The organism is Rummeliibacillus sp. TYF005, assembly GCF_003844195.1.
In the GTDB taxonomy this organism is placed as follows: Bacteria; Bacillota; Bacilli; order Bacillales_A; family Planococcaceae; genus Rummeliibacillus.
Genome location: NZ_ML122542.1, coordinates 230002 through 256439, shown reverse-complemented (window position 1 = coordinate 256439; position 26438 = coordinate 230002). Strand labels below are relative to the sequence as shown.

25 protein-coding genes are annotated in these 26438 nt (G+C 34.0%); 9 read left to right on the top strand and 16 right to left on the bottom strand.

The genetic code is table 11. From position 1 onward, the window contains the following. Nucleotides 1-166: 166 nt before the first annotated feature. On the top strand, nt 167-928 hold the full coding sequence (locus tag CW357_RS03155; protein ID WP_124217306.1) for a C40 family peptidase: 762 nt from the start codon (nt 167-169) through the stop codon (nt 926-928). A 335-nt stretch (nt 929-1263) separates the two neighbouring features. Here CW357_RS03155 and CW357_RS03150 read toward each other — a convergent pair whose 3' ends face one another. Next, entirely contained in the window at nt 1264-1914 is a 651-nt protein-coding gene (locus CW357_RS03150; protein WP_158582343.1) for a methyl-accepting chemotaxis protein, read from the bottom strand. Nucleotides 1915-2100: 186 nt separating this feature from the next. Next, nucleotides 2101-3645 (bottom strand): S1C family serine protease, encoded by a 1545-nt coding sequence (locus CW357_RS03145; RefSeq protein WP_164489530.1) that lies wholly within the window; start codon nt 3643-3645, stop codon nt 2101-2103. Between the two features lie 386 nt (nt 3646-4031). Here CW357_RS03145 and CW357_RS03140 point away from each other — a divergent pair, with 386 nt between their 5' ends. After that, nucleotides 4032-4760 (top strand): WecB/TagA/CpsF family glycosyltransferase, encoded by a 729-nt coding sequence (locus CW357_RS03140; protein ID WP_124217304.1) that lies wholly within the window; start codon nt 4032-4034, stop codon nt 4758-4760. Nucleotides 4761-4968: 208 nt separating this feature from the next. Here CW357_RS03140 and CW357_RS03135 read toward each other — a convergent pair whose 3' ends face one another. From CW357_RS03135 to CW357_RS03110, 7 genes are all read right to left on the bottom strand, one after another. Further along, on the bottom strand, nt 4969-5892 hold the full coding sequence (locus tag CW357_RS03135) for a nuclease-related domain-containing protein (RefSeq protein WP_124217303.1): 924 nt from the start codon (nt 5890-5892) through the stop codon (nt 4969-4971). Nucleotides 5893-5981: 89 nt separating this feature from the next. Next, nucleotides 5982-6206 carry a hypothetical protein gene (locus tag CW357_RS03130; RefSeq protein ID WP_124217302.1) on the bottom strand — a complete coding sequence of 75 codons (225 nt, stop codon included), beginning with the start codon at nt 6204-6206 and terminating at the stop codon, nt 5982-5984. A gap of 317 nt (nt 6207-6523) precedes the next feature. Next, a complete protein-coding gene (locus CW357_RS03125) occupies nt 6524-6733 on the bottom strand; it encodes a hypothetical protein (RefSeq protein ID WP_124217301.1) in 210 nt (69 codons plus the stop codon). Beyond that, a complete protein-coding gene (locus tag CW357_RS03120; protein ID WP_124217300.1) occupies nt 6714-7085 on the bottom strand; it encodes a hypothetical protein in 372 nt (123 codons plus the stop codon). Before CW357_RS03120 ends, CW357_RS03125 begins: the two co-directional genes overlap by 20 nt. A 15-nt stretch (nt 7086-7100) precedes the next feature. Beyond that, nucleotides 7101-7355, bottom strand: a complete 255-nt coding sequence (locus CW357_RS03115; RefSeq protein WP_241155035.1) for a hypothetical protein — start codon at nt 7353-7355, stop codon at nt 7101-7103. Beyond that, complete coding sequence (locus CW357_RS18525; RefSeq protein WP_241155034.1) at nt 7333-7590, bottom strand: hypothetical protein; 258 nt, start codon at nt 7588-7590, stop codon at nt 7333-7335. The genes CW357_RS03115 and CW357_RS18525 overlap by 23 nt, the downstream gene beginning before the upstream one ends. A gap of 238 nt (nt 7591-7828) precedes the next feature. Then, entirely contained in the window at nt 7829-10486 is a 2658-nt protein-coding gene (locus CW357_RS03110; protein WP_124217299.1) for an immunoglobulin-like domain-containing protein, read from the bottom strand. A gap of 622 nt (nt 10487-11108) precedes the next feature. Between CW357_RS03110 and CW357_RS03105 the strand changes: the two genes are divergently transcribed. Beyond that, nucleotides 11109-12347: an IS110 family RNA-guided transposase gene (locus CW357_RS03105; protein ID WP_119417435.1), complete on the top strand. Its 1239-nt coding sequence runs from the start codon at nt 11109-11111 to the stop codon at nt 12345-12347. Between the two features lie 251 nt (nt 12348-12598). Here the strand turns inward: CW357_RS03105 and prsW are convergent, their stop codons facing one another. After that, the gene (prsW, locus tag CW357_RS03100) at nt 12599-13273 is read right to left on the bottom strand and encodes a glutamic-type intramembrane protease PrsW (RefSeq protein WP_119417237.1); all 675 of its coding nucleotides are present in this window, start codon (nt 13271-13273) and stop codon (nt 12599-12601) included. A gap of 78 nt (nt 13274-13351) precedes the next feature. Between prsW and CW357_RS03095 the strand changes: the two genes are divergently transcribed. Then, nucleotides 13352-14323, top strand: a complete 972-nt coding sequence (locus CW357_RS03095) for an asparaginase (protein ID WP_119417238.1) — start codon at nt 13352-13354, stop codon at nt 14321-14323. 111 nt (nt 14324-14434) lie between these two features. On the opposite strand, the gene CW357_RS03090 is transcribed toward CW357_RS03095, so the two are convergent. The 4 genes from CW357_RS03090 to CW357_RS03075 all read right to left on the bottom strand — a co-directional run bounded on the left by CW357_RS03090 (nt 14435) and on the right by CW357_RS03075 (nt 18749). Beyond that, nucleotides 14435-15403, bottom strand: a complete 969-nt coding sequence (locus tag CW357_RS03090; protein ID WP_124217298.1) for a YpdA family putative bacillithiol disulfide reductase — start codon at nt 15401-15403, stop codon at nt 14435-14437. 131 nt (nt 15404-15534) lie between these two features. Next, a complete protein-coding gene (locus CW357_RS03085; protein WP_164489529.1) occupies nt 15535-16188 on the bottom strand; it encodes a LysM peptidoglycan-binding domain-containing protein in 654 nt (217 codons plus the stop codon). Between the two features lie 76 nt (nt 16189-16264). Next, entirely contained in the window at nt 16265-17710 is a 1446-nt protein-coding gene (locus tag CW357_RS03080) for a RecQ family ATP-dependent DNA helicase (protein WP_124217296.1), read from the bottom strand. Beyond that, nucleotides 17703-18749, bottom strand: coding sequence for a YpbB family protein (locus tag CW357_RS03075; protein ID WP_124217295.1), 1047 nt, complete (start codon nt 18747-18749; stop codon nt 17703-17705). The genes CW357_RS03080 and CW357_RS03075 overlap by 8 nt, the downstream gene beginning before the upstream one ends. A gap of 103 nt (nt 18750-18852) precedes the next feature. Here CW357_RS03075 and CW357_RS03070 point away from each other — a divergent pair, with 103 nt between their 5' ends. Next, entirely contained in the window at nt 18853-19101 is a 249-nt protein-coding gene (locus CW357_RS03070; RefSeq protein WP_119417243.1) for a ferredoxin, read from the top strand. Nucleotides 19102-19288: 187 nt separating this feature from the next. After that, on the top strand, nt 19289-20071 hold the full coding sequence (locus tag CW357_RS03065) for an enoyl-ACP reductase FabI (RefSeq protein WP_119417244.1): 783 nt from the start codon (nt 19289-19291) through the stop codon (nt 20069-20071). Nucleotides 20072-20147: 76 nt separating this feature from the next. Here the strand turns inward: CW357_RS03065 and CW357_RS03060 are convergent, their stop codons facing one another. Further along, entirely contained in the window at nt 20148-21158 is a 1011-nt protein-coding gene (locus CW357_RS03060; RefSeq protein ID WP_124217294.1) for an NAD(P)H-dependent flavin oxidoreductase, read from the bottom strand. A gap of 532 nt (nt 21159-21690) precedes the next feature. On the opposite strand from CW357_RS03060, the gene CW357_RS03055 reads away from it, so the two are divergent. The 3 genes from CW357_RS03055 to CW357_RS03045 are packed head-to-tail and all read left to right on the top strand — an operon-like array spanning nt 21691 to nt 24985. Beyond that, nucleotides 21691-23145, top strand: coding sequence for a circularly permuted type 2 ATP-grasp protein (locus CW357_RS03055; RefSeq protein WP_124217293.1), 1455 nt, complete (start codon nt 21691-21693; stop codon nt 23143-23145). After that, nucleotides 23135-24103: an alpha-E domain-containing protein gene (locus CW357_RS03050; RefSeq protein WP_119417247.1), complete on the top strand. Its 969-nt coding sequence runs from the start codon at nt 23135-23137 to the stop codon at nt 24101-24103. Before CW357_RS03055 ends, CW357_RS03050 begins: the two co-directional genes overlap by 11 nt. A 27-nt stretch (nt 24104-24130) precedes the next feature. Then, nucleotides 24131-24985, top strand: a complete 855-nt coding sequence (locus CW357_RS03045; RefSeq protein ID WP_119417457.1) for a transglutaminase family protein — start codon at nt 24131-24133, stop codon at nt 24983-24985. 165 nt (nt 24986-25150) lie between these two features. Here the strand turns inward: CW357_RS03045 and CW357_RS03040 are convergent, their stop codons facing one another. After that, a complete protein-coding gene (locus CW357_RS03040; protein WP_119416450.1) occupies nt 25151-26371 on the bottom strand; it encodes a C40 family peptidase in 1221 nt (406 codons plus the stop codon). Between the last annotated feature and the right edge of the window lie 67 nt (nt 26372-26438).

Below are 26438 nucleotides of genomic sequence, written 5' to 3'. Positions count from 1 at the left end.
AATCGGAATCTATGATGCTTGTTACATAACTGTAATATAACTGTAAATGAAATTGCATTGTCTTCTATTCATATTTTCTATAAAGTTATATTTGTAAATATAAAAAATTCGAAAACAATCGTTTAAATAGTTATATAAAAAATCGTTGAATAGTTGGAGGAATTATATGAATAAGAAATCATTATTAACAGCAATCGCTGCAAGTACTTTAGCATTAACAATTAGCTTTGGACATGTAAAAGCTGCAGAAAACGAAGAAACAGCTTCTACTAAAGTAGAAAATGTCAAAACTACTAATGAAGTAGAAAAAGATATTACGAAGGTATCTGATTCTACTGCTATTAAAATTAGTGGAAAATATCATGTAACTGCTAGTTCATTGACATTACGTGCTAGCTCTTCTACAAGTTCAAAAGCTTTAGCGTATATTGGTAAAAATAAAACTGTAACAGCTAAATATAAAAAAGTTGTAAACGGAAAAACTTGGTTCAAGGTGACAGTACAAGGTAAAACAGGCTGGATGTCAGCTGCATATCTTAAAAAAGGTGCTGGTGTTAAGAAAACATCATCAGAAGTTGGTTTAAGCAATATCGTAAGTACAGGTAAAAAATATCTTGGTACTCCTTACGTATATGGCGGTACTACTCCTTCTGGCTTTGACTGCAGTGGTTTTACTCGTTATGTTTATGCTAAAAATGGTATCTCTTTACCACGTACAAGCCGTGCACAACGCGCTGCTGTAAAATATACGAACAATCCTCAACCTGGTGATTTAGTATTCTTCAACGTTGGTGGCGGTGCTATTACACACGTTGCTATTTATGCTGGAAACGGTATGCTAGTACATGCTGCTGGTACACATGTTCAATATCAAACAATGAGCACTTACTGGAAATACTACGTACACAGCTACGGTACAGTTCGTTAATCTAATCTTAAAAATCAAACTTCCAACTATTTAAACATCTAATATGAACCCCTAAATAAAAGACTTTATAAAGTCTCTTATTTAGGGGTTTTATTTATAGATTCATATTTCTTATCGTTTTTATCGATTTAGTTATTGTTCTTTTTCATTATTTGCATGACGTATTTTTACTTTGCAAATCACTTAGTAGTAACTCTCCTACTGATATTATTCAACCTTTTTATAGCTATTGTACTTTTTCACTTTAAGCTATTTTCGCTGCACAATTATGTTCTGAAGCTTATTAGGGTTAGATATATTGATATTCAATAGAGAGTTCTCAACCTCTTATAAAATTAAAGTTTAAACAATCTTACTTGTTGATGTAGTTTTGTAGCTAAATTAGCTAATTCTTCTGAATCACTAGTTAGGTCATGCATCGAACTTGCGGTTTGTTCCAATGTAGCAGTTGTTTCTTCTATACCTGCAGATGACTCTTGAGAAATAGCAGCAATATCGTCAATTGCTGTATTGATCTTAATCGATGAATCGGTCAAGTCATTTAAAGTATTTGCCACATCTTTGATATTATCATTCATACTAATAACCGCTGTGTTTATTTTATGGAATGTTTCTTCTGTTTGAGTTATTTGATTTGTCCCTTTATTTACTTCTTCATAACCAGATTGTAATGATCGTGTTACTTGTTGTGTCTCATCTTGAATTTTCTCCATAATTTCAGAGATATCTTTGACCGAGTATGATACTTGTTCAGCAAGTTTCTTTACTTCATTAGCAACTACGGCAAAACCTTTTCCATTTTCTCCAGCTCGTGCTGCTTCAATCGCTGCATTCAAGGCTAATAGATTGGTTTGATCGGCAATTTCGTTAATCACTTTAACTAATTTTGATATTTCTTTTGACTGTCCACTTAGTTTTTCAACCTTTCCAACTGCTCCTAATACAATTCGATCAATTGCCTTCATTTGGGTTGTCGAAGCGTTCATTAATTGGCTACCTTCTCTAGTAAGAATTTGAACCTGGTTGGAATAAGTGCTCATTCTTTTACCTTTTTCGTTCATAGGTATAGAGGGATTTTGAACATTGCAGTTATAAAAAGAGGGGGTGACCTGTAAGTTTTCTACTTACGGGTCACCCCCTTTACTCCTTTACCCACAAAGAATGATGTTTTCTTATTGTGGGGTCATTTCATTATTAGTTGATATATCTACATCTGTGTTGCTGGTACTTCTATCTTGTTTATTTTTTTCTTCATCAACACTTTGCTTTTTAATAGGTTCTTTTTTCTCCTGAGTTGTTGTATTAGTATTGTCGTTGTTTACATTAACAGGTTTTTTCTCAGGCTCAGTTACACCCGTATCAGGGCTTTCAGGGCTTGTTTGTTGTTGTCCATCATCAGATGAAGCAGTAACTTTGATATTCGTAAATTGATAATCACCATAATCATCAATGACGATTGTGTAGATAATTGTTTCATTTAATTTATGTTCTTGTTTTGTTGCTTTATCTGTATAAACAAATGTTGAGTTCACTTCTACTGTTGCATATTCATCGGTAATATTTATATTACCAATAGTATGTTGTAAATTTTTATATTTCTTTTCGCTAGTAGAGTAACTTTCAATCATTTTTTGTGCAGTGTTAATCGCACTACTTCCTGGCATTATATAGGTTTCATAATAATTTTGGGATTTGTTTTTAATCGCATATGGGAACAGTTCGTAATAACCGTCAACATACTGTTCAATCAAATCTTTTCCTAAATAAGCTTCTTCTTTATGATTATCTTCAAAATCAGCATCATCTTCAATATCGATTTTGACATCTTTGTTTGACCAATTGGTTATGAGTGACATAACTTTACTAATCGGAATAGCATAACCAATTTCAGGTTGGTCTGTTAGAATAATGGAGTTAATTCCTATTACATTACCTGTTTGGGCGTTAATTAATGGGCCGCCACTTGAACCAGAGTGTAATCGTGCAGTCATTTCATAAAGACCACTGTACGTATATTCATCTGTAAATTCAGCACCAATACTTGTGATTTTACCTTCTGTTGCAGTACCGCCTTTGTTATTAGGGCTACCAATTGCAATAACAGGTGTGTTTACCCTTGCCATTGCTGTATCTAAAACAAGTGGGTCCTTTCCGGCTAATTCTGGCACTCTAATCAAGGCAACATCTGTTTTATTAGAAATACCAATTACTTGTCCTCGAAATTCTTGACCATGTTCATTTGTGACAAATACATAAGAGGCATCTTTTGCTACGTGGGCATTTGTAATAATGTCCCCTTCTTTATTGAACAAAAATCCTGAACCTTGTTGTAAATCTGTGTAAACTGTATATACTTGCGTTTTGGCATTTGCAATAATAGCAGATGTATCATTTTTAGGCATGCTTACATCTGTAGAATCTTTTGTTGTTGTATCGCCATCGCTATTAGATGGAACGTCATTGGTTACAGTTCCTTCTGAACGTGATGAAGAACCGGTGTCCTCACCTGACTTCTCTGAATCTTTTTCTTTATCCGGATCTTTCTTCGTTGTTTTATGGACATTTTGAACTTTAATATGATCATTATCATTTGCTGCTTTGTCATTCTTTGTAAGGAGCATATATGCACCCGTAATAACTGCAATTAACAAAATAATGGAAACAGCTATTCTTTTGATGGATGCTTTCTTAGGTTGATATCTTCGATTATTCGTCACTTCACATCCACTTCCATTCGTAAAAATTTTTATACTATTATATATAGACGGATAAAGCATACCTAAAGTTTCAAAAATGGATTTAATAATTAAATTCCAATCAATTTTCACAACGTTTATCATAGCATAAATTCATTAGAATAGAATGAGAAATTGTGAATTTTGTTTAGAAAAATGAACTTTTTTTACGAAACGCCCTTATGTATATTTTTCTTCTAACTTTAGGGTTTTCAACCTGTTATTTTCCAGCTAATTCTTCGCGGTATAATGAATGAATATTTGTTATACTTGAAGATTTTATCCCTCAATGGTACTTCATTTGAAGAAAAAATTTAATAGTATATAATAGGTAGAAATATAACTTATGGACGCAGAAAGGTTCGATTATGAAGAAGATAGATGTTTTAGGGATTCCTGTAGTAGATACTACAAAAAGTGAGTTTGTAGATCATATTGAAGATGAGTTGTTAAACGGAAAGACCCCTATTTGTATTGTAACTGCAAATCCCGAAATTATTATGCTCGCAAAAGAAAATAAAGTATATGAAGAATACTTATTGAAATCTAATTATGTTGTTGCAGATGGAATCGGTGTAGTCATTGGTTCAAAAATTCTTGGAACACCTTTAAAAGAACGAGTTCCTGGATATGAATTGGTACATGACTTTTTAAGAACATCTAAAGAAGGACACAATCGCTTCTTCTTTTATGGCGGGAAACCAGGAATCGCGGCTCAGGCTGCTGAAAAAGCAAAGGTTTTATATCCTCATATTAATATTGTTGGAGTTGCAGATGGCTATGGGGGCGATGGCAATGGAGATGAAGTTGCTGAAAAAGCCGCAGCATTAGATCCAGATTTTATCTTTGTAGCGCTTGGTGCTCCAAAACAAGAAGAGTGGATTGCAGATCACCGCCATCAATTCTCAAATACCGTTATGATGGGGGTCGGTGGAAGCTTTGATATATTATCAGGCAATATCAACCGTGCCCCAGAGATTTTCCTTAAACTTAATCTCGAATGGTTCCATCGCTTGATCACCCAACCAACTAGATTCAAACGGATGTTGAAGATTCCAAAGTTTTTGATAGAGGTAATGAAAACTAAGAAAAAATAAAATTTCATAGTACAAAAGGGACTCCTTTATATGGGGAGACCCTTTTTTAATTGTTCTTTATTTCATATGGAGGACTATTTGATAAAATGGGAAGCTTATATTTTTTAGTGCAGTCCCCTCTCCTTGGGCATTCTGTTCTGTAAAAAGAATGTTGTTCTATAAAATATTTCATTTTCATGGGAGGCTTTTCTTTTTCGGATTTTCCCGATTATATAAGTATAATCTCTTTATTTTTAAATAGAGGCTTTTCATAATCATAGTAATATTGCCTGTTTTTTGTGTGCCCTGTAGCTTCTAGATTCATATTGGAGAATAGTTTTGATATATACACATTATTATTAATACCTAAGTATTTTCTACATTGTTCATTTGTAATTGTATTCTGAAATAGAGTAAACCAATCATACATTGCTTGCTCGATAAACTTACTTCTGTGACAGCCGCACATTGGACACTGCTTAATAGGATTCGTCGATAAATCGATGGAATTTCCACATAAACAAATAATCCCTCCAATTACTTGATCATTAAATTCTAAACTTTTTGCTAATGGGAAAGGATTGTATGGCTTTATAAAAGCTTCTATATGCTTCACTAATTGCTCAAACTCTTTCTTTGCTAAGACAGCAGGCTTTTTATCCAATTGCTCAAGATAGGAAGATATTTGTTTAGGAAAAATAATATCAATGAGTTTAGGTGGTTGTACTATATGTGTCTTACTATTTGAAAATATGATTTTAGAATATATGGGGAGTTTGATATTGTTTTGATCAAACATATATCGAATACTGTTTGATGCGCGAATGATTTGACTTTGGGGGCATTCAAATATTCGTTCTTCACCTTCTACACTTTGGGATAGTTGGAAGGGGTTCTCGAGAAATTTTATAGATCCTCTCATATTTTTCACTTCGAATATACACGAAAAATTTGGCGAGACGATAAATGCATCCAGTTGTACATGTCGATGTTGAGTAATTTGGAGCTCGGCATTTGGCCAATAAGCAAAAGGTTCTTTTATGTTCGATTCTCGTACAAAGTGATCAACAATCTGTTCGCCATGGTATCCTGCTCGAATAGCTTTATACTGTCGCTGCAGCTTTAATGCAAAATCAGAATTTTGATTTGGCATTCTCAATAATAATCTCTCAATTGCCACTAACTTCGGAGGGACTTTTCGTTCAAATATAATAGGATATCCACCTCTTTCTACTAATTTACCTATAATTTACTATATTTTAATTTGAATTTCAATTTATTTGTGAGGATTTTTGGTGGAGGAGGTGGGTTTATTTTTTTTTGAGGAGTGTTTATTTCTTTTTTGAGGTTGTTTATTTCTTTCGAGGTGTTTATTTCTAAAAATGGGATCTTTATTTCTTTTTTGGATGGGTTTATTTCCTTTTGAGGAGTGTTTATTTCTTTTTTGGGGTTGTTTATTTCTCCCAAGAGGTCTTTTTTATGGGGACGTTTATTTCTCTTAATATGTTATCTATAAATTTCTACTATAATATAAAAATCCTAACCTCCGAAGAGATTAGGATTACTAGATTGTTGATAATTAGTCCCTAGATATTGTTACAGTATCAGCAGATACCACGTTACAAACTGCCGCTCCAGATTCAAGAGGATCAACTAATTTTGTTGCGCTTTATTGGATTGATTTAGACAATTCTAAAATAGAAACTGTGTAGGTATACTTCTTTATATGATTAGCAGCTACTCCAAAGATTTATTCCTTGCATCTGTAGATACTATTTAAGTCCTTATTTATTTATAGTATATTCTACTTTTTGATCATCCGTTCCCAAATCATAGGTTTCAGAATCCATAGAATGGCCTATTACTAATCTTACTTTATCCACTTTACTAGGGTCTGTCTTAATAACAAGTCCAACCTCACCTTGTTTTTTCACCTTACCGTAGTATTCACCATCATTATCATTATCTTCATCATTATCGATTGAAAACTCCACCCATAGAATTATCTATTGTTTCTTGCTTTCCATCTGAGAATAGGATTACTTTGTTAATACCGCTAAAAATGAAATCTTTATCTGATGTATTTTCAGCATTATATTTAATATATATATAGTTGAATTCACTATCCACATCTTTTCCAGTTGTGCTACTAATGCTATCTTGTTCATCTTGTGGAACATTTGTAGCTTTCTTGAATGATACTTCTTCTACATTCAGTTTAATGGGATTTACATCAAATGATTTGTCTTTAGTAATCGTAAATAAAACTTGCACGTCTTCTTTTGGCTGATCTGCAGCATTATCTGAGTTTGTATCATCACCAAATGCATCTTGTACGTTGTTCAAATTTGCGAAAATGGCTTATTCTAGATTATCATCCGCAACAATTTTATATTCGCCATCTTTATTCTTTTTTAAATTTAATGTTACTGTTCGTGTAGCCATATCAGCTTTTTTAGATGATATGTTTTTTACTACTTTTTTCTCCATCATTTTTTGAATGGCCTTTTGTGATTTATCACTTTCTTCAAAAGCTGTAGCAAACGCCATAGGCATTACTTTTGTAAGACTATTTGTAAAAGCAGTACCAACGTCAACGGAAGTAATTTTTAACATCTACTTTTGCATTGTCTCCTTTAACAGACTTTTCTTTAGGTTTTTCAAATTCATAACTTTCACCAATTGGTTTAAAGATTTTTTCAGAGAATCCATCATCCTCTTTGCTTAAATTTGCTTCATCCATTCCACCCGCAATATAGGTTCCAGCTTTCTCAAGATCCCCTTTTTGGGGTTTAATTTTTTCAACTGTGAGAGGAATGTTGAATTCTTTCAACATCATTTGATCTTCCACAATATCCTCCTGCAATTAACGATACTAATTCATGTTACCTATGGTTTTCCTCTTAGGCGTTAACTTCTAAAAACAGTGTCTTTACTTCTTTTAATGAGATTATTTCCTTTTCTGATGCTTCTATTTCTTTTTTACATCAAGATCATCTTTCATTAAATAAAGAACTCCATAGGTTAGACTTTTGGAGTCCAACTTATGGAGTTTAAATTGTAATTATTATTTAGGTGTTTATAAAATATTATTTTACAGTAACGTCTGTAAGAGTTGTAGTGTTAAGATTTGAATCTTGAACAGTACCATTAACAACTAGGTTAGATAATAAGTTTGCATCTAATGCTTTAGTTAATTCAATAGTTACTGTATTTTCAGTAGCAGTTACACTCTTTGTTGCAATTGAAGTAGTACCGCTAGTTAATTTGATGTTTGTTGGTTTTTGGACTTTTTCATCGAATGTAAGAACAATTTTATTATTTTCAACTAGTTTTGCAGAAGTAAGTGCTGCTGCAATATTTTCTTTCAATGAAACTGAGTTGAAAGATACAGCGCTCATCACTTTAGTAGAGCCTTTTACTATTACATTTGAAACTGTGATGTTACGAACACCAGTGAAAGTGTTAGACCCATCAACTAATTTTAATGTAACTACTTGATTCTTAGAAGTATTATTATATGGGTTTACAACTACTGATTCAACAGTTGTTCCATCGATACTATAGTTTGCTTTGTTTGCTGCTGAAGCACCATCAACTTCATTTCCAGAAAAAGTAACATTCACATAACTTGGAGTAGTACCTTGTGCTACTTTAATATCTTTTGCTGCGAATACAGATTCGTTAACTGGAGTTTCTTCAACATCGCCAGCTGGTGTGAATGAAGCATTTACTGCGTCAGTCATTGCTATGCCTGATTCACTACTTACTGCATTTTTGATTGGAGTAAGTGTTACATCGTAAGCTGCACCTTTAGTTTCTTTTACAGCAAAGTCAGATACTTTTACAAGTACTACTTTGTTATCAGTTACTTGACCATCTTTTGTTGGTTGAATTGCATCAACGTCTGTTGCTGCTAAAGTAGTTGTTACATAATCCTTCACATATTTACCTGTTACAGTGAATTCTGCATTGTCTTTATTTACAGCTACTGCTTTATCAAAAGTTAATTGTAAATATTCAATATTGTCTAGAGTAACAATTTTAGAATCTGTTACTTTAGGAGCTACAGCATCTTCAGTAAAGTTTACAATTTTAGTGATTGCTTTTAATGTTTGACCATCATTATCAGCGAAACCGCTAAGAGCTACATTACTTAAGCCTGATAGATTTGCTTCAGTAGTTACTGTATAAACTGTATCAGTAGTTGCACCTTCAGTAGCTGGAGTTACATTTGCTTTAGTATCGTTTACTAAAACCGCACCTTTAGCAACTGCTTTAGAGAATGTTACTTTGAATGTTTTAACACCAGTTTGTTCAATAGAAGAAACTGTTGGTAGTACGCCATCTAATTTTTGTTTAGTTGCTGTGAATGTTGATGGGTTTGGAGTTAATAAGTTACCAGCCATATCTTGAGCACCAACAACAGTTGCAGTTATTTTTTGATCATCAGCAAGTTTTGAAAGATCTAGAGTGATTGAATCATCCCCTGCATTAAATTGATCGTATTTAACATCAGCAGTTTTACCTTCTGCATCTTTGAAAGTAACATTACCAAGTGATTTTAATGGTTCAGAGAATGTAACTTTCACTTTTGTTGCAGATAGTTGCTCAGTTCCTTTAATTTCTGGAGCTACAGTATCTTTAAATGATAATAAAGAAGTGTATTTTGGTGTTAAAACTTTTGCATCAGCTTTTGTTGGTATTGGATTTACAACAACTGTTGCATTTGTAACGTCCATGCTAGCTGAAGTTGTAAATGTTAATGTTTTTCCATCAACTGATAAAACTGGAGCAGTTAAAGTAACGCCTTGAACTGTTACATTACCAACTTTTACTGCTTCAGTTGCATCTACTGCTTGAGTGAAAGTTACTTGTAATTTAGTTGCGCTAAGAGCTTTTACAGATTTTACAGCTGGAGCTGCATCTTCAACTTCTACAGATACTTGAACAGCAGTTGCCTTATTTGCAGCTAAATCTTGAGCTGTGTATGTAATTGTGTAAATACCAGCTACTGTTGTGTCGATCTTTTCTACGGCTTTGCCTTCTGCATCAGTGATTGAAGATTTAACTTCAACTTTTTTGTCTAAGTTATCTTTTGCTGTTGCTTTTGGAGCAGTGAATTCTTCTCCGTTTTTAACTGTGTAAGAAGTTTTTGCGCCATCTTCAAGAGTGATAACTGGAGCAGTTTTATCTTCCACTACTTTACCATTCTTGTATTCTACGTTCACGCCATTAAATTCATAGATACCATTTGCACGTAAACCATTTACATAATAGTTACCGTATGAAGTAGTGCCAGTGAATTTTTTACCGTTCTTGTAGTAAACATTACCTTTTTTACCAGTGAATTTAACACCATTTTCGTAATAGTTACCATATGAAGTGATACCAGTGAAAGCCTTACCTTTTTTGTAGTAAACACCTTTGTAAACAGCTGTAGCTTTTACACCTTTTTTGTAATAAGTTTTATTTACAACGCCAGTAAATAATTTACCTGCTTTGTAGTATTTAGCTTTGTAAGTACCTGTGAATTTTTTACCGTCTTTGTAAAGTACTGATTTGTAAACTTTGTAACCTTTGATGGCTTTTTTAGTTTTAGCATTTACAAGTTTACCATTTGATACCTTGTATGTAGTTTTAGCAGATGCTGATAGATCACCAGCAACAACTGCAGATGTGATAACAGAAGTACCTAGAGCTAATGCAGCTGCAGATTTAACAAATTTCATTTTGTAGTTTGTCATTTCTATTCTCCTCGTATATTAGTAGTAAGAGCTCTTTCCGATAGAATTTCCAGTTGATCCGGACAACTGGTGATTCAATTGGATTTCCTATAGGAAGTGTCGCCTTTTGGCTCCCTCACTCTTTTTATGTTTTACCTGTTTGACCCTGGTTTTACCGAGGAAGTCAAAAGGCAATAACCTAAATTTTAGTTTCACTTCATTTCATAAAAATAACGCTGGCAGGTGCTTACCTGTTTATTTGATTTACCTATTTTTAACAATCAATTTCATATTGTAAGGGCGAAGGATGGAGGAGGCTCCATTTCAGTACTTCGTCCTTTTTTATACAAAAAATAGTTCACTCCAGACCAGTACCCATGCGACAATGGAACAGACAAGGTATTCGCAGGATATAGCTTTCTCTCCTTGCAGACACACTTGTGTACTGCTTAATAAGCCTGCTACCCATCGTTCATTATTGAAGGTCTAACCACTGGCTGCGACGCAATGTGAGAAAAGAGTGTAGCGCTCATTTATGGTTTTCCCATTGTGATTGCTTATCACGAGGCAGACATCGATGATTCGAATGGGCACCCAGGTCTGAGTGTATCTTGATTAATTACCCCATTAGGAGGTGATTAGCATGTCACAAATGCTAGTCGGTATTGACGTGAGTTTGCGCTCCCATCATGTCCATTTCATGCATGGAGAGGGACACACACTCGCTGATTTTTCTGTTCGAAATGATGTAGAAGGTGCGGACACCTTGATTCAAAAAATTGTACGAACAGCGGAAAAAAATCAAACAAATCAATTAAAAATTGGGATGGAAGCCACGGATCAATATAGTTGGCACCTTGCCCACTATTTAAAAGCACAATGTAAAAAAGTATTACCTCATCTTCAAACAGCGATTTATATGCTCAACGCACGTAAAGTAGCTCGTTTTAAAAAGGGCTATGATACATTACCGAAAAACGACAAAATGGATGCCTGGGTTATTGCGGATCATCTACGCTTTGGACGATTGCCACATGAAATGCAAGAAACCTTAATTTACGACGCATTACGTCGTTTAACACGCACACGATTTCATTTAGTTCATGAAATTGCGCGTAATAAAACTTACATGTTAAATCAACTGTACTTAAAATTTAGTGGTTTACGCCAAGATAATCCGTTCTCTGATACATTTGGTACGACAAGTATCGCTGTCATCGAAGAGCTAGATCCCGGCAAGATTGCCGATATGCCTTTAGAAGAACTCGTAGAGTTTCTACAAGAGAAAGGCAAGAACCGTTTTGTAGAGCCAGAAGAGATTGCGAAATATCTCAAACAGCTCGCACGTAATTCGTACCGTTTAGATAAAATGATGGCTGATCCGGTCAATCTTTCGTTATCTGTGATTTTGAGTACGATTCAACATATGGAAAGCCAAGTAAAGCGATTAGATAAGGAAATCGAACGCATGATGAAAGGCATTCCACAAACATTAACTTCGATAAAAGGTATCGGTCCCGTGTACGCAGCGGGCTTAATCGCTGAAATTGGGGATATTCATCGTTTTGATGATCATCATGCTTTAGCGAAATATGCAGGTTTAGTATGGACACAGTATCAGTCAGGCGAGTTTGAAGCCGAGAATACCAGTCGCATGCGAACCGGAAATAAGTATTTACGCTATTATCTTGTACAGGCATCAGACGCCATACGAAAGCATGACACCGAATATAAAACCTTTTATCAAAAGAAATACCATGAAGTACCAAAGCATCAACACAAACGCGCTCTCGTCTTAACCGCTAGAAAACTTGTACGGCTCGTGCATTCGCTACTACGCACGAAACAGCTGTACATCCCTAAAGAAGAAAGGAGAGAATAACGAAATGTTACTCACTTTTCTTTAGTTAATTTTTAACTTCCATTTTTTAACTAATTATAGTTAAAAAACGTGAGGTTTATTTAAGTGCGCTTAAAAATTGAGCTTCAGGTGTTGAATGGCTTAATAATTTCCAATTTCAATAATTTTTATGATTGACATTTCACCCCTGGGCTTTTTTCTTAGGATGGTTCAAGAAAAAATTTTTATACAAAAAAAACTGAGAGTAAATTTCTACTCTCAGTTAAAACTATTTATATCTTCTTTTGAACGAACAACATTTGGACTAAATGCTGATGTGCCCTTTTTACTTTTCTTAAGGCAAACCACCATAAGAAGAGCATGAATGGAACCATTATATATGTCCATCTGCCTTCAATTGTAAATATAAAATTATAAATCACATGCAATACAATTGGCGCGAAAAGAGCTAATAGTCGATGTTGCATTGATAAATCTTTTTTAGCAAACTTAGCTCTGCCCAAATAATACCCCATCACAACTCCGAATAATGCATGACTAGAAACTGGCATTAACGCTCTCATAAAGGCTGTATCAACGCCAAATGATAACATATACAAGATATTTTCAACTGTTGCAAACCCTAACGAAATACTAACTCCGTATAAAATACCATCATATGGGTCATCAAATTCAATATGGTGATAAATCGCGATCATTAAAATAAACCATTTAAAAAATTCTTCCACTACTCCCGAAAAGAATACATCTTGAATCATTAAATTTGAAAAAATTTGTTCCTCTGTCATTATATATTGCAAAAATAGAATAGGAAAAGTTAAAATTGCGCCATATATAAAAGTATGGAACAATGTTCTTCTAGGCTCCGTTGCCATCTGATTACGTAGATAGAAAAAGCTAAAGAGAGCTAGAGCAGGAGCAATGGATACTGATAAGAGTACGAACATTTAGTAGCTCCTTTCAATCCATCTCATTTTATTATACCATTCTATTAGTATGGTAATGAAAATTCAGGGGGATTTGTTATGAAAAAAACAATATTACTAATTCACACTGGCGGTACAATCTCTATGCATGTCAGTCAAGAATCAGGCGCTGTTGTACCTGATACCATTAATCCATTAAAGAAAGAAAGTAAAAAACTAGAGTCAATTGCTCATATTATTGAAATTGAAGCTTTTAATTTACCTTCTCCACATATTACTCCTCAAAAAATGCTAGAATTGAGAGATTTAATCTTACATACGATCAAAGAAAATCGTATCGATGGCATAGTTATTACCCATGGGACAGATACACTAGAAGAAACTGCTTATTTTCTTGAGCTAACGACAAAATTGGAAATTCCGATTGTTTTAACAGGTGCTATGCGTTCTTCAAATGAATTAGGAGCAGATGGTGTCTATAACTTAGTAGAAGCAGTGAGAGTAGCTTCTTCGGAGGATGCCAAAAACAAGGGCGTTTTGGTCGTGATGAATGATGAAGTTCATTCGGCAGTGAATGTCACGAAAACTTCAACAAGTTCAGTCTCCACATTTCAATCACCACAATATGGTCCTCTTGGTTTAGTGACAAAAACGATGATTCATTTCCATCAGTCTCCGATGAAAAGAGAGTATGTAGAAGTTTCTAAACTTGATAAAAAGGTTGCGCTATTTAAAGTATTTGCAGGTATGGATGCAGATTTAATCCATGCAGCTATTGATTATCATTACGATGGTGTTGTATTAGAAGGGCTTGGTCAGGGCAATATCCCACCCGCAGTTTTACCAGTTATTGAAGAATTACTTCAACTACATATCCCGGTAGTTTTAGTCTCTCGTTGCTTTAACGGTATAGCACAAGGTGTTTATGGCTATCAAGGTGGAGGTAAAATGTTAGAAGATATGGGTGTTATTTTTGCATTGGGATTGAATGGTCAAAAAGCTCGATTGAAATTATTAATTGGACTTAATCAGGTCGATGAGCCAATAGATGTAAAGAAATTTTTCGTATAAAATTTACACATCTTATAAAACAGTTTGAGTTTTACTTATATTCTTAAAAGAAAAGCAAGTAAGTTCGTTCTCTTTCCTTCCGAGCATCGAACTTGCTTGCTTTTCTTTTAGTTAATCATTAATGTTTTCCTGTATACATTTAGCAATTAGCTCTCCATGGAAACGTCCATTTTCAATAAAGATTTCATTGGCATTGTTTCCAGCAGCAATCACACCTGCGATAAATAATCCTGGTACATTTGTTTCCATTGTTTCTGGATCAAATGTTGGACGACCTGTTTCTACATCTTCTGTAACACCCATCTCTTGAATAAAAGTATGATCTGGATGATAGCCTGTCATGGCAAAGACATAATCATTTTTTATAGTAAGTTCTTGCCCGTCTTTCGTTATTATAACTTCATCTTCTTTAATCTCTTTAACATTCGTATTGAACATCATATTAATTTCACCATCTCGAGCAAGTGCTGCGAAATCAGGTAGAACCCAAGGTTTAATACTTGATGAATATTCTGAGCCTCTGTAAACAACTGTTACACGAGCTCCAGCTTTATATAGTGCTAACCCAGCATCAATAGCTGAATTCTTCCCACCTATTATTAATACATCTGTATCAAAGTATGGATGGCCTTCCTTAAAGTAATGATGAACTTTAGGCAGCTCCTCACCTGGAATATTCATATAATTTGGATGATCATAATAACCCGTAGCAATAACAACATAAGGTGTTTCATAAGTTTCTTTATCTGTTTGAACGATAAATTTATTATTTTCGGGTGTTACTTTTTTAACTGTTTCAAAACGATTTATTTTAATATTTTTTCTTTTTACCACTTCACGATAATAGACTAGTGCTTGGTTTCTCTTTGGTTTTTGTTGTTCAATGATAAACGGAACATCACCAATTGCTAATTTCTCACTTGAACTAAAAAATGTTTGGTGGGTAGGATAATTATAAATCGCGTTCACGATATTACCCTTTTCAATTACGATTGGGTTTAATCCAATCTCTTGTAGTGAAATAGCAGCTGCTAATCCACAAGGGCCTCCTCCAACAATAATCGCATCTTGTTGTTGCATAAAACCGGTCACTCCTTAAAAATACATTTCGAATTACAAGAAATGTTGTCGAATAATTATAATTGTTTATTATACGCTTGCAGACAATAAAAAAACAGGCATGTGTGCTAATTCACATACCCGTCAAATTATTATTGAGCTGGAATTGCAATCGTTGTTCCTGGTGAAACAGTATCGCCTGTTATTCCATTTGCTTCTTTTATAATAGCGACCCCAGCGTCACTACCATAAAATTTTATCGCGATACTTTCAATTGTTTCTCCCTGTTTTACATTATAAAGTCTTCCTGCTGCCTTTGCCTCATTATAAATTTGTTGTTGTTTTTCTTTGGCTGCAGCATCTTCTTTTTCCTTTTGTTGAGCCTTTTCCTTTTCAGCTTTTTCTTTAGCTGCTGCTTTTTTTGCAGCAAGTTTCTCTGCCCTTTCCTTTTCCGCTTGTTCTTTTTTGGTTAGTTTTTCATCATCATTCGATACTTTAGTAGCATCTTTAGACTGACCATTGTCGTTCGTTTCTATTTGAATTCCGCCATTATCAATCTCTGCTTTTTTACTATTTTCATCTTGCATAAAATAGCCATAGTAAATAAGTGTTGACACCGGAAGTAAGATAAAAATAATCGCTAATAACGTAACTAATCTATTTTTATGATTATTTTTCTTATTCTTATTCTTTTTGCCGTGAAGCTCACTTCTAGTCATTCTTGAAGGGTTGGTCTCTTGTTCAGACTCAATATTGATGGCTTGGCGATGTTCCTCAATTTTTTCACGATAATCTTCTTGAGACATCTTATTATATCCCTCCATTTATTCAGTAATAATACTATTATGACGAAATAATAGTTAAATGTAAATGTATGTTCAGTTACAAGTTGGGAAGTATCAAGTGCAACCTTTCCACCCATGTGTTTAGTTCTTTTTTCTCTGTCATACCATTTCTCTTTTTAATAATATCATTATAATTTATTCCACAATTATGACAGCAATTCGATGGTTTTTGTTCCAACTTTTGATCAAAATATGCAACTAGATGCTCTCGTAAACAATGATCTTCTTTTACAAAAGTTGCCACTTGTGAAATTTGCTCTACTTTTTGTTGTTTTAAACTATTCAATTTTTGGATAGCTTTTTCTGGAGGTAATTGTTCCATCCAGTATGATAGTACTCGATATCCTGTCTCACTAATTTGGTTTAGATCGAGCATTTTTTTAGGATTCTCTCCTCGTTTCACATATTCTTCGTAAAGGCCTACATGAAATGATTCTGGTAACTCTTCAGTTGCAATATATTGTGTGTATTCTTCATCTTTAGGACTATAAACTAAAATGGCTAATGCATCATCACCATTACGTCCAGCTCTACCAACTTCTTGCATATAGTTTGCCATTGTTGCAGGTATATGATCATGAATGACTTGACATACATTATCTTTATGCACTCCCATTCCAAAAGCAGTTGTTGCACAAATCCATTCCAATTCATCAGCTAAAAATTGTTGTTGAATAAATTGACGATCTAAAGCCCCCATTCCAGCGTGATATGCTGCTGCCTGAATATGATGAGCTGATAAAGCTTCCGCATAGGCAACAGTCTTTTTCCTCGATTGTGTATAGATAATTCCAGGACCTTCAGTCTTAACGATATGTTCAATAATCCAATTGAATTTTTCGTCAACTGATTGCGTTGTTACTACATCATAGTGTAGATTTGCTCTTTCTACAGAATGAATATATTCAAACGGCTGAACGATATGTAAATAATTTTTAATATCATTGACTACCTTTTTCGTGGCAGTCGCACTTAATGCTAAAATTGGTGGGCGATGTTGTTCCGGAATCCATTCTGTAATTTTTAAATAATCTGGTCGGAAGTCAAATCCCCACTGAGATATACAATGTGCCTCATCAACTACGATTAATGAAAATTGTATTTTTCGAAACTCTTTTTGAATGATTGGTAGAGCAAGCATTTCAGGTGAAGTAAATATAAAACGATAGCTTGTAAGATGTTGTAATACTTTTTGTTTTTCACTTGCTTTCAAAAATGAATTTAACGCTACAACTCTTTTTTCACCAAAGCGTTTTAGTTGCTCAACTTGGTCTTGCATCAATGAAAGTAAAGGAGAAATGATTAACACAGGACCATTCAATATATAACCTGGAAGTTGATAACAAAGCGATTTCCCCATCCCTGTTGGAAGAAGAGCAATTACATCTTGACCTTGTAACACAGCTTCTATGACTTCTTTTTGGCCTGGTCGGAACGTTGTATACCCGAAATGTTGCTGTAATAATTGTTCAAGCTCATACATTGTATTCTCCTCCTTTTGCTGCAATGACTAATCGAATTTGGAAGTAAGAAAATTGTGGGATTTGTTCCCGGATAATTTTTAATCTTTTACTTTCAGTTCTACTTAAAACATGCATAACTTTTTCAACATCTTCTTCATCTATAAATTGGTGTAGAGGAAAACCCTTTATAATCATTGCCATTTCAACAAAATGATCTTCTATTGTACTTGTTTTCAAGTGTCTCATTGTCGCAATTTGTTCAAGTGAATATCCTCTTTTAAACAAGTCTGCTGTTTTTTTAGTGGAATCTGTCAATAAATTTTCAATCCGAATATTTTCCGTTAATTGATATAATAATGGATAGTGCGCTGATTCTAGAGTAAGTAGATCAAGCCATATATGTAATAACTCCACAAACATAAATTGTACATCAAGTTCTCCACAATCGAACTGACTAGCAAGCTGTTGCCAAGTCCATCCTGTAAGATGAAAACCCGTTAAACGAAACATAACAATTTGCTTTGCTTGTTCTGATATGTGTAAATTTTTAATAGAATTTTCTATCTCGTTTCTAAATTGCAAATGGAAACTAGGGTCCTTATATGGGTGACGCATCAAGAAATATTTCACCCAAGCTTGAATTTCTTCATCCTTTTGAATCGGATTAAACCGAAAATCCTTTACTTTTACATATGAGAAGGTTTGTACGATTAGCGATAAACGTTTAAAAAACACATGTTCATTGCCTCTATAAAACCAACCATTAAAGTGAAATGCATTTGACTTTTCTAGAACATCCTTTCCTCTTGTTGTAAGTTGTAGAGCCTTTTGTTCATCGTAAAAAACCCAACCATTTTCAATTAATTGTTCAAAAGCTTCAAGGTATTGTTGTTTCGAAAGTTTCGGCATAATACTAAAATAAGCTTCTAATCCAAATGTTCCTACGTCTTGAATTGTCTGCCCTGACCGCTTCCCGCAAATTAGATGAAATGCAGCAGTTTCAGAGCGTTGTCCATCAAATTTTTGAAATATATCTAACATTAATTGCTGTAAATACATCGATATTCCTCCGATAAAAAGTAATTTAGGTTGAAATGTGAGGAAAAGCGTTTTAGAATAAATAAGTAGCTATTGGGATTGATAGTAAAAGGAGAGATTTAAAATGGCTAAATTTACCATTGTTGATCAAGATACATGTATCGCATGTGGTGCATGTGGGGCAGCAGCACCAGATATTTACGATTACGATGATGAAGGTATTGCCTTCGTTATTTTAGATAATAACACGGGGACTACTGAAGTTCCAGAAGATTTAATGGAAGATATGGAAGACGCATTTGAAGGATGCCCAACTGACTCTATTAAAGTTGCAGACGAATCATTTGAAGGGGACCCTCTTAAATACGAATAATCATTTAATAGATTGTATTTATGGTCATAAAGTGCAAGGGAAAAGATTCTTTTCTCTTGCACTTTTTTATTTGAGTTTGTCAACTATTTTGTTAAACAAGGTAGCGTAATTTCTTATTGCATTCTTTCTTCTGATAAGGTAGTATCTTAGTATCAGGTACTAATAGTAACTAATACAGGAGGCTATTATGGATAATTTATTACAATTAAAAGATAAAAATATCGTGGTCATGGGTGTTGCTAACGATCGAAGCATTGCTTGGGGAATAGCAAAAGCTCTATTTTCAGTTGGCGCAAACGTTATTTTCACATATCGTAAAGAACGTTCTTTAATGAAATTAGAAAAACAACTTGCTAAATACGAAGATTTGCAACCACTTGTCGTACAATGTGATGTAAATAGTGATGAAAGTATACAACAAGCATTCCAAGAAATTGGTGAAAAAGTCGGAACGATTCATGGGATTGTCCACTCAGTTGCTTTTGCACATGCAGATGATTTAAAAAATCGTTTTATCGAAACTTCACGTGATGGTTATGCATTTGCTCAAGATACGAGCGCTTACTCGTTAATCTCCGTTGCGAATGCTGCTAAACCATACATGACAGAAGGTGGCTCTATTGTAACGATGTCTTACTTAGGAGCTGAACGTGTACTTGAAGGTTATAATGTAATGGGTGTAGCAAAAGCCGCACTAGAAGCTTCTGTTAGATATTTGGCTGCTGATGTTGGTAAGGAAGGTATTCGTGTCAATGCTATTTCTGCAGGTGCTATTAAAACTTTAGCTGCAAAAGGTGTTCCATCTTTCAATAAAATATTAAATAAGATGGAAGAAACTGCACCACTTAAACGAAATGTTACACCAGAAGAAGTGGCGAATATGACCGTTGTTATGTTAAGTCAACTTTCAAGCGGTGTAACTGGAGAAGTCATCTATGTAGATGGTGGCTATAATATTATGGGAGTTTAATATTATCTCCTACTACTTTTCTTCAAATAAAAAAGAGGCATCTACTAATCAGATGTCCTCTTTTTTTATTACGATTTTATTTTGTTAATCGATTTACAATATCTTTTACTGATCCTTTTTCTACTAAATGCAAGTTTTTCCCTGCCCACATTGCTAGTAGACTGTAAAATCCTAATTCTTCTGCTCTTAGACGAATAGTTTTTGTTAAATCATTTTGATAAGGGTATGGCGCAATTTTGTTACCTTCCATGAACACCATAAAATCATTTTCAATACCACGTGCAGGTTTTCCTGAAAAAGCACTTGTCAATGCGGTTACATCTTCTTCAGCTAGTAATATTTGATTTTTATAAACTTCTGAAGCACCACTTTCTTCGCTTACTACAAAGGCTGTACCAATCTGTACTGCTTCTGCGCCTGCTTCAATAGCTTGTTGTATATGTTCTTTTGTTGCAATTCCTCCGGCAGCAATAATAGGAATCGTTATTTTACCTTTTGCTCCTTCAAGAAGCTTTTGTAATGATACGAATTGGTACGGTTCGATAAATGATCCTCGATGTCCCCCTGCTTCTTCACCTTGCAAAACAACTGCATCTAAGCCACAGTCTTGTACTAATAATGCTTCTTCAATAGTAGTAGCCGTTCCAATTGTAAAAATTTCATGTTCATGTAGTTTTTTTATAACTTCACCTGAAGGTAACCCAAAAGTAAACGAACATACTTTAACGTCTTCTTCAATAATGACATCCACTTGCGCATCGAAATCTGTAGTTGAAAGGAGTGCCCCTTCATCAGCAATCATTAATTTTTTTCGATAGGGTTTTAGTACATTGTAAGCTTCTTCAAGTTCTTGTTTGCTAGTGTTGACCTCTTTCGGTACAAATAGATTAACTGCAAACGGTTTTGTTGTTTCACTTTTTACTGCTTTGATAAACTCTCTTGTAACATCAGCATTTAAATAACCTGCTCCAATAGAACCTAAAATTCCTGCTTCTGCACTTGCAATGACCATTTCTGGTGTTGTTACACCAGCCATTGGTGCTTGAATTATAGGCCATTTCATTTTTAATTTTTCTAATAATGACATCTATAATACCTCTCATAACTTTTTAAGATTTTTGACCTATTCAAATATTTAGTAAAACTAATGATTTATATAAATAAGTTGTCATTTAATACTGTAACATAAACAAGAAATATTCTTGACTAATATCTCTTATATTCGATAAATTTAAGACTATTATTTTTCATATAGCTTTCATCAGGTTATTTTCACGATAAGTGATCAGTTAAACTTGACTTTTAAATTAATTTTTTCAAACTCCCCCTCCCTTTCTGTGTCTATTTGTGAACTAACATGAAATAGTAAACTGTTACTAAATTTTCTACATTTAATGTGAAATGATGTTAGATTATCTTATTTTTAGAAATTGGCGAGAAATAGGGAAAAATAGCGTTTTCATATGAAATAAAAATCTCACATAAGATTGTAATTGTTTTCTAAAACCTATAATTTTTTTTATTTTTTCTTACTAAATAAAGGGTTTTACTTTTTTAGGTAGTATTTTTATAGTGTAAGTGAGTATTTTACATCATGTATTCCTAGGAGGATTTATACTATGTTCAAACCTTATGAATCGAAACAATTTTTTGATGAAATGCTTGAAAATAATGTACCAAAAGACCATTACAAAGCATTTTACGAAAAATTATCTGAATTCTCAGAATATGAATTGCAACAAAAAAACGATGCAGCTCAATCAAGTTTTCTAAAACAAGGAATTACCTTTACAGTGTATGGTGCAGAAGGTGGGACTGAACGTACAATGCCTTTTGATTTTGTACCAATCATTATTACTCATAAAGATTGGAGAATAATAGAAAAAGGTATGACACAACGTGTTGAAGCGCTCAATCACTTTTTACATGATATATATCATGATCAAAAGATATTAAAGGCAGGAATTATACCTGCTGCACTTGTTCTTAATAACCCTTATTACTATAAAGAAGTAATAGGAACTAATATACCTCTAAATAACCATATTTTCTTAGCAGGCATCGATTTAATCCGCGATGAAAACGGAACATATCGTGTACTAGAAGATAATTTGAGAAATCCTTCAGGGATGTCTTATGTCTTTAAAAATCGCGCAATTATGAAACAGGTATATCCGGAATTCTTTTCTAAATACTCTTTACATACATTTGAACATCAACTTGCAACAATGAGAGAAGCTCTTCTTTCACACCGTCCTAAAAACTTGGCAGCAGATCAAGATCCTCATGCCGTGTTGTTAACTGCAGGTATTTATAATTCTGCTTATTACGATCACGTTTTCCTAGCAAAACAACTTAATATAGCCCTTGTTGAAGGTAAGGATATTATTGTTAAAGACAACATAGTTTATATGAAAACAATTCGGGGGTTAGAGCGAGTAGATATCATTTACCGTCGTATCGACGACGATTTTTTAGATCCTACTGTATTCCGTGAAGATTCTTTACTTGGCGTACCTAATATTTTGGAAGCTTATAAAAAAGGTAATGTAGCTATCTTAAATGCAGTAGGCAATGGTGTTGCTGATGATAAGGCCATATATTCTTATGTACCTGATATGATCCGTTATTATCTAAACGAGGAGCCTATTATAGAAAACGTAGAAACATATATGCTGACGAATCCGGAACAGCGTGAATGGGTACTTGAACACCTTCATGAATTAGTCGTAAAAAACGTAGGTGCTTCTGGTGGCTATGATATGTTAATCGGTCCACATGCCTCACCTGAAGAAATCGATCAATTCCGTGAAAAAATATTGGAAAATCCATCTCAATACATTGCACAACCTACTATCAAGCTTTCTCGAGCACCTGTCTATCAAAATAAACGTTTCTATCCTTGTCATGTGGATTTACGAGTTTTTGTGATGAAAGGCAAAGAAACAAATGTTTTACTTGGAGGATTATCGCGAGTCGCCTTAAAAGAAGGTTCACTTGTCGTGAACTCTTCGCAAGGAGGAGGAGCAAAAGATACTTGGGTATTAAAGGAGGAAGCTCATTATGTTAAGTAGAGTTGCAGGATCATTATTTTGGATGGCACGTTATAGTGAACGAACAGCAGCTAATGCAAATATCATCCGTATCCAGCTTACAAATATGTTGGAGGAATCCGGATATGATATACCATATTTAGAAGATTGGAAAGTAATTTTGAATATTTGTGGTTCTTCAAACGAATTTCTTCACAAATATAACAGACTATCAGTTCGAAATTTAAGTGATTACTTGCTCTATTCAAAAGAAAATTTAAACTCGATCATAAACACAACGTCTAATGTACGTGAAAATGCAAGAATTACGCGTGATATAATTCCACATGCACTATGGGAAGAGTGGAATGAGCTATATCTTTCTATAAAAGATTATCAACATACAAACAAGTTTTCATTATTAGAAGCAAATAAAGTTCTTGAAAAGGTAAATCATACTTTCCTTACATCAGCAGGTATTATTAATACCCTCATGTCTCGTGATGAAAGCTATCATTTCTTTAAAATTGGTCGTTGGATTGAACGCGCAGAGAAAACAACGATTATTTTAAACGAATTACTTCAAAAACAAAAACATGAAGTAAGAAATTGTTCTGCAACTTTTAGTTTACAATTGACACAGACTATAGAGGATTATTCAAAAAAACATAGAATTTGTAATACTGAACATGTTTTGAAATACTTATTAAGTGATGTCACATGTACACATTCCATTACCTATTGCATACAACATATAAAACAAAGTTTATCGATTATTGAGCAAAATAATGTCAATGGTCGCATCTATCCCCTACTGCAAGAAATACAAGCCTTACAACAAGCAACAGAAGTTGACCATGCACACTTGACGAATGAGCAACAGAAAAGTCTATTACAGGATTTACTAAAAAGATGCATTGCAATAGGAAGTGTTTTTTCAAATGTATATTATTTAGACGTAGCCTATGCAAATTTGGAAGTTAGTAGTGAATTCCGGTAACTCTATACAGTCAAAGGAGAATTCTCAATGAAATATAAAATAACTCATTTAAATACCTTTGATTATGATAGTCCTGTTGAGCAAAGTTTAAATACTATACATCTAAAACCGCGCACAAATGAGTGCCAAAGGTTACTGTTTTATGATATTGAAATTTGGCCAAACTCAGTTACCCGCGAGTATATAGATATTTGGCATAATGCAGCTGCCGATTTTTATATTCCACAAAAACATAATAGACTTGAAATTCAAACAACATCTATAGTGAGTATACAGAAGGCTCCCCTCATGGATCAGTTAAGCTTTTCGAACAAAATGAAAGATATTTTCCAATCACAACTATTTAAGGATCATTATTTACACTACTTACAAGCAACGAAATATACCTATTTAACAGAAGAACAAATACATCATATAAATAATATTATTGGCTATCGTAATAATCCAATAGAATTTTCTCTTGCACTTATGACTTATTTACACACAAATATTCGATATGATACAACTGCCACAAATGTAAAAACTACCGCACAAGAAGCTTATAACTTAAAAGCCGGCGTTTGCCAAGATTACGCACATATAATGATTGGTGTTTTACGTGCTAATGGCATTCCTGCCCGTTATATGAGCGGTTATTTATATGTTGGTAAAGAAGATGATTTAATCGGAAATTCAGCAACACATGCTTGGGTAGAAATAATGGTACCTGGAGTTGGATGGTTAGGCCTAGATCCTACAAATGATGTTGAAGCACTTGAGAATCACATTATTTTATGTGCCGGAAGAGACTATACCGATGTTAGTCCAGTTGAAGGTGTATACACTGGAGGAGATCACACATTAACTGTTAAAGTCACTGTAAAGAAGATTGACCATTTGTAAGATGGGGTTATTCATCAAATGAAGACCATTGTGATGCAAACAGTGTAAAAAAGAATAGAAAAAAGGCAACTTTCCGTTCAAAAGCGAACAGAAAGTTGCCTTTTATATAAAACAAATATTTTTCAGTACACCGTAAAATGCAGGTTTAAATCATATGAAACGTATTTAGTTAACGCCAGAAATACGTCCATATCCTACTAAGTATTTGTTCCACCAATCAAGACTTTCATTGACTACACCATTATTTTGAGCATCTAGCATTCTTCCGCCACCAAGATAGATTCCTACGTGTGCTATACCTGAACCATAACTAAAGAATACTAAATCTCCAGCTTTAGCTTCACTTGCACTAACCTTCTTCGTAGCTAAATATTGTTGTGCTGCTGTACGAGGAAGTGATATACCAGCTTGTTTAAAGGACCATTGCGTTAAACCTGAACAGTCAAAACCAGTAGATGGGTTACTTCCACCCCATACATAAGAACGACCAAGATATTTACTAGCTTCTGCAATAGCTGCCTTTGCAGAGCCTGAGCCAGAAACGGTTGGAGCTTGTTGATCACTATCAGTAACTTTTGCTCCATTTGTTCCATTTCCTGCATCGCCTACACTATTTGTATGTACAGGATTGCTTGTAGCACTTACAGATGCTTTTTTTGCTTTATTAGCTTCCTTAACTTTTTTAGCATCTAAGAATTGTTTTTCTTGTAATTTTTTCAATCGCTTAGCTTCTGCTTCACGTTTTTTACGTTCTCTTTCTAGCTTTTCTTGTTGTTTTTTTGTTGCAATTTGTTCTTTCAGTTTTAATGATTTCGCTTTATTCTCAGCTTTTTTCGTTTCTAATTTATTTTCTTGATCTTGCATTTCTTGGAATTGCTTTTGCAATTTCAATTGTTTTTCTTGTAATTCTTGTCTTTCTTTAGCTAATTTTGCTTTATCTTCTTTTTGATCGTCTAATAAGTTTTGATCTGCATCTAATATTGTCTTAACTGAAACAGTTCGACTAACTGCATCACCAATACTATCAGCACCAAGAATAGCTTCAATATATGGACTCATCGCACTATCTTGGTTTTGATATGCTTTTAAACGGTCGTCAATAATTGTCGAACGTTCTTTTATATTTTTTTCTGTTAGTTTAATATCTTTGTTTGTTTCGTCAATTTCTTTTACTGTTTTTTCATATTCTTCTTGTTTTTTATCAAGTTGTTTTTTTAAATGTTTTATTTCTCCATTTAATTTCTTAATCTTTTTATCTATTAAAGCTTTTTTCTGTATCATTTGCGCTGAAGTTTTTGCATTAACTTGCGCTGGTTCAGCGGTATACATAAAGCCGCAAGTTAGGGCAAGGGTAACAACTGCTGTGCGCCCCCATTTTGAACGCATATTCAATTAAATCAACTCTTTTCTTCCTTTTGTCAGTATGTATAATTTTTACTTTCTATTTAATAAT

Excerpts from the sequence above, each read along its gene's own strand:
- CW357_RS03155 (WP_124217306.1), top strand. The coding sequence starts at position 167 with ATGAATAAGAAATCATTATTAACAGCAATCGCTGCAAGTACTTTAGCA.
- CW357_RS03150 (WP_158582343.1), bottom strand. The coding sequence starts at position 1,914 with ATGAACGCTTCGACAACCCAAATGAAGGCAATTGATCGAATTGTATTA.
- CW357_RS03140 (WP_124217304.1), top strand. The coding sequence starts at position 4,032 with ATGAAGAAGATAGATGTTTTAGGGATTCCTGTAGTAGATACTACAAAA.
- CW357_RS03135 (WP_124217303.1), bottom strand. The coding sequence starts at position 5,892 with ATGCCAAATCAAAATTCTGATTTTGCATTAAAGCTGCAGCGACAGTAT.
- CW357_RS03115 (WP_241155035.1), bottom strand. The coding sequence starts at position 7,355 with ATGTTAAAAATTACTTCCGTTGACGTTGGTACTGCTTTTACAAATAGT.
- CW357_RS03110 (WP_124217299.1), bottom strand. The coding sequence starts at position 10,486 with ATGACAAACTACAAAATGAAATTTGTTAAATCTGCAGCTGCATTAGCT.
- CW357_RS03105 (WP_119417435.1), top strand. The coding sequence starts at position 11,109 with ATGTCACAAATGCTAGTCGGTATTGACGTGAGTTTGCGCTCCCATCAT.
- prsW (WP_119417237.1), bottom strand. The coding sequence starts at position 13,273 with ATGTTCGTACTCTTATCAGTATCCATTGCTCCTGCTCTAGCTCTCTTT.
- CW357_RS03095 (WP_119417238.1), top strand. The coding sequence starts at position 13,352 with ATGAAAAAAACAATATTACTAATTCACACTGGCGGTACAATCTCTATG.
- CW357_RS03090 (WP_124217298.1), bottom strand. The coding sequence starts at position 15,403 with ATGCAACAACAAGATGCGATTATTGTTGGAGGAGGCCCTTGTGGATTA.
- CW357_RS03085 (WP_164489529.1), bottom strand. The coding sequence starts at position 16,188 with ATGTCTCAAGAAGATTATCGTGAAAAAATTGAGGAACATCGCCAAGCC.
- CW357_RS03080 (WP_124217296.1), bottom strand. The coding sequence starts at position 17,710 with ATGTATGAGCTTGAACAATTATTACAGCAACATTTCGGGTATACAACG.
- CW357_RS03075 (WP_124217295.1), bottom strand. The coding sequence starts at position 18,749 with ATGTATTTACAGCAATTAATGTTAGATATATTTCAAAAATTTGATGGA.
- CW357_RS03070 (WP_119417243.1), top strand. The coding sequence starts at position 18,853 with ATGGCTAAATTTACCATTGTTGATCAAGATACATGTATCGCATGTGGT.
- CW357_RS03065 (WP_119417244.1), top strand. The coding sequence starts at position 19,289 with ATGGATAATTTATTACAATTAAAAGATAAAAATATCGTGGTCATGGGT.
- CW357_RS03060 (WP_124217294.1), bottom strand. The coding sequence starts at position 21,158 with ATGTCATTATTAGAAAAATTAAAAATGAAATGGCCTATAATTCAAGCA.
- CW357_RS03055 (WP_124217293.1), top strand. The coding sequence starts at position 21,691 with ATGTTCAAACCTTATGAATCGAAACAATTTTTTGATGAAATGCTTGAA.
- CW357_RS03050 (WP_119417247.1), top strand. The coding sequence starts at position 23,135 with ATGTTAAGTAGAGTTGCAGGATCATTATTTTGGATGGCACGTTATAGT.
- CW357_RS03045 (WP_119417457.1), top strand. The coding sequence starts at position 24,131 with ATGAAATATAAAATAACTCATTTAAATACCTTTGATTATGATAGTCCT.
- CW357_RS03040 (WP_119416450.1), bottom strand. The coding sequence starts at position 26,371 with ATGCGTTCAAAATGGGGGCGCACAGCAGTTGTTACCCTTGCCCTAACT.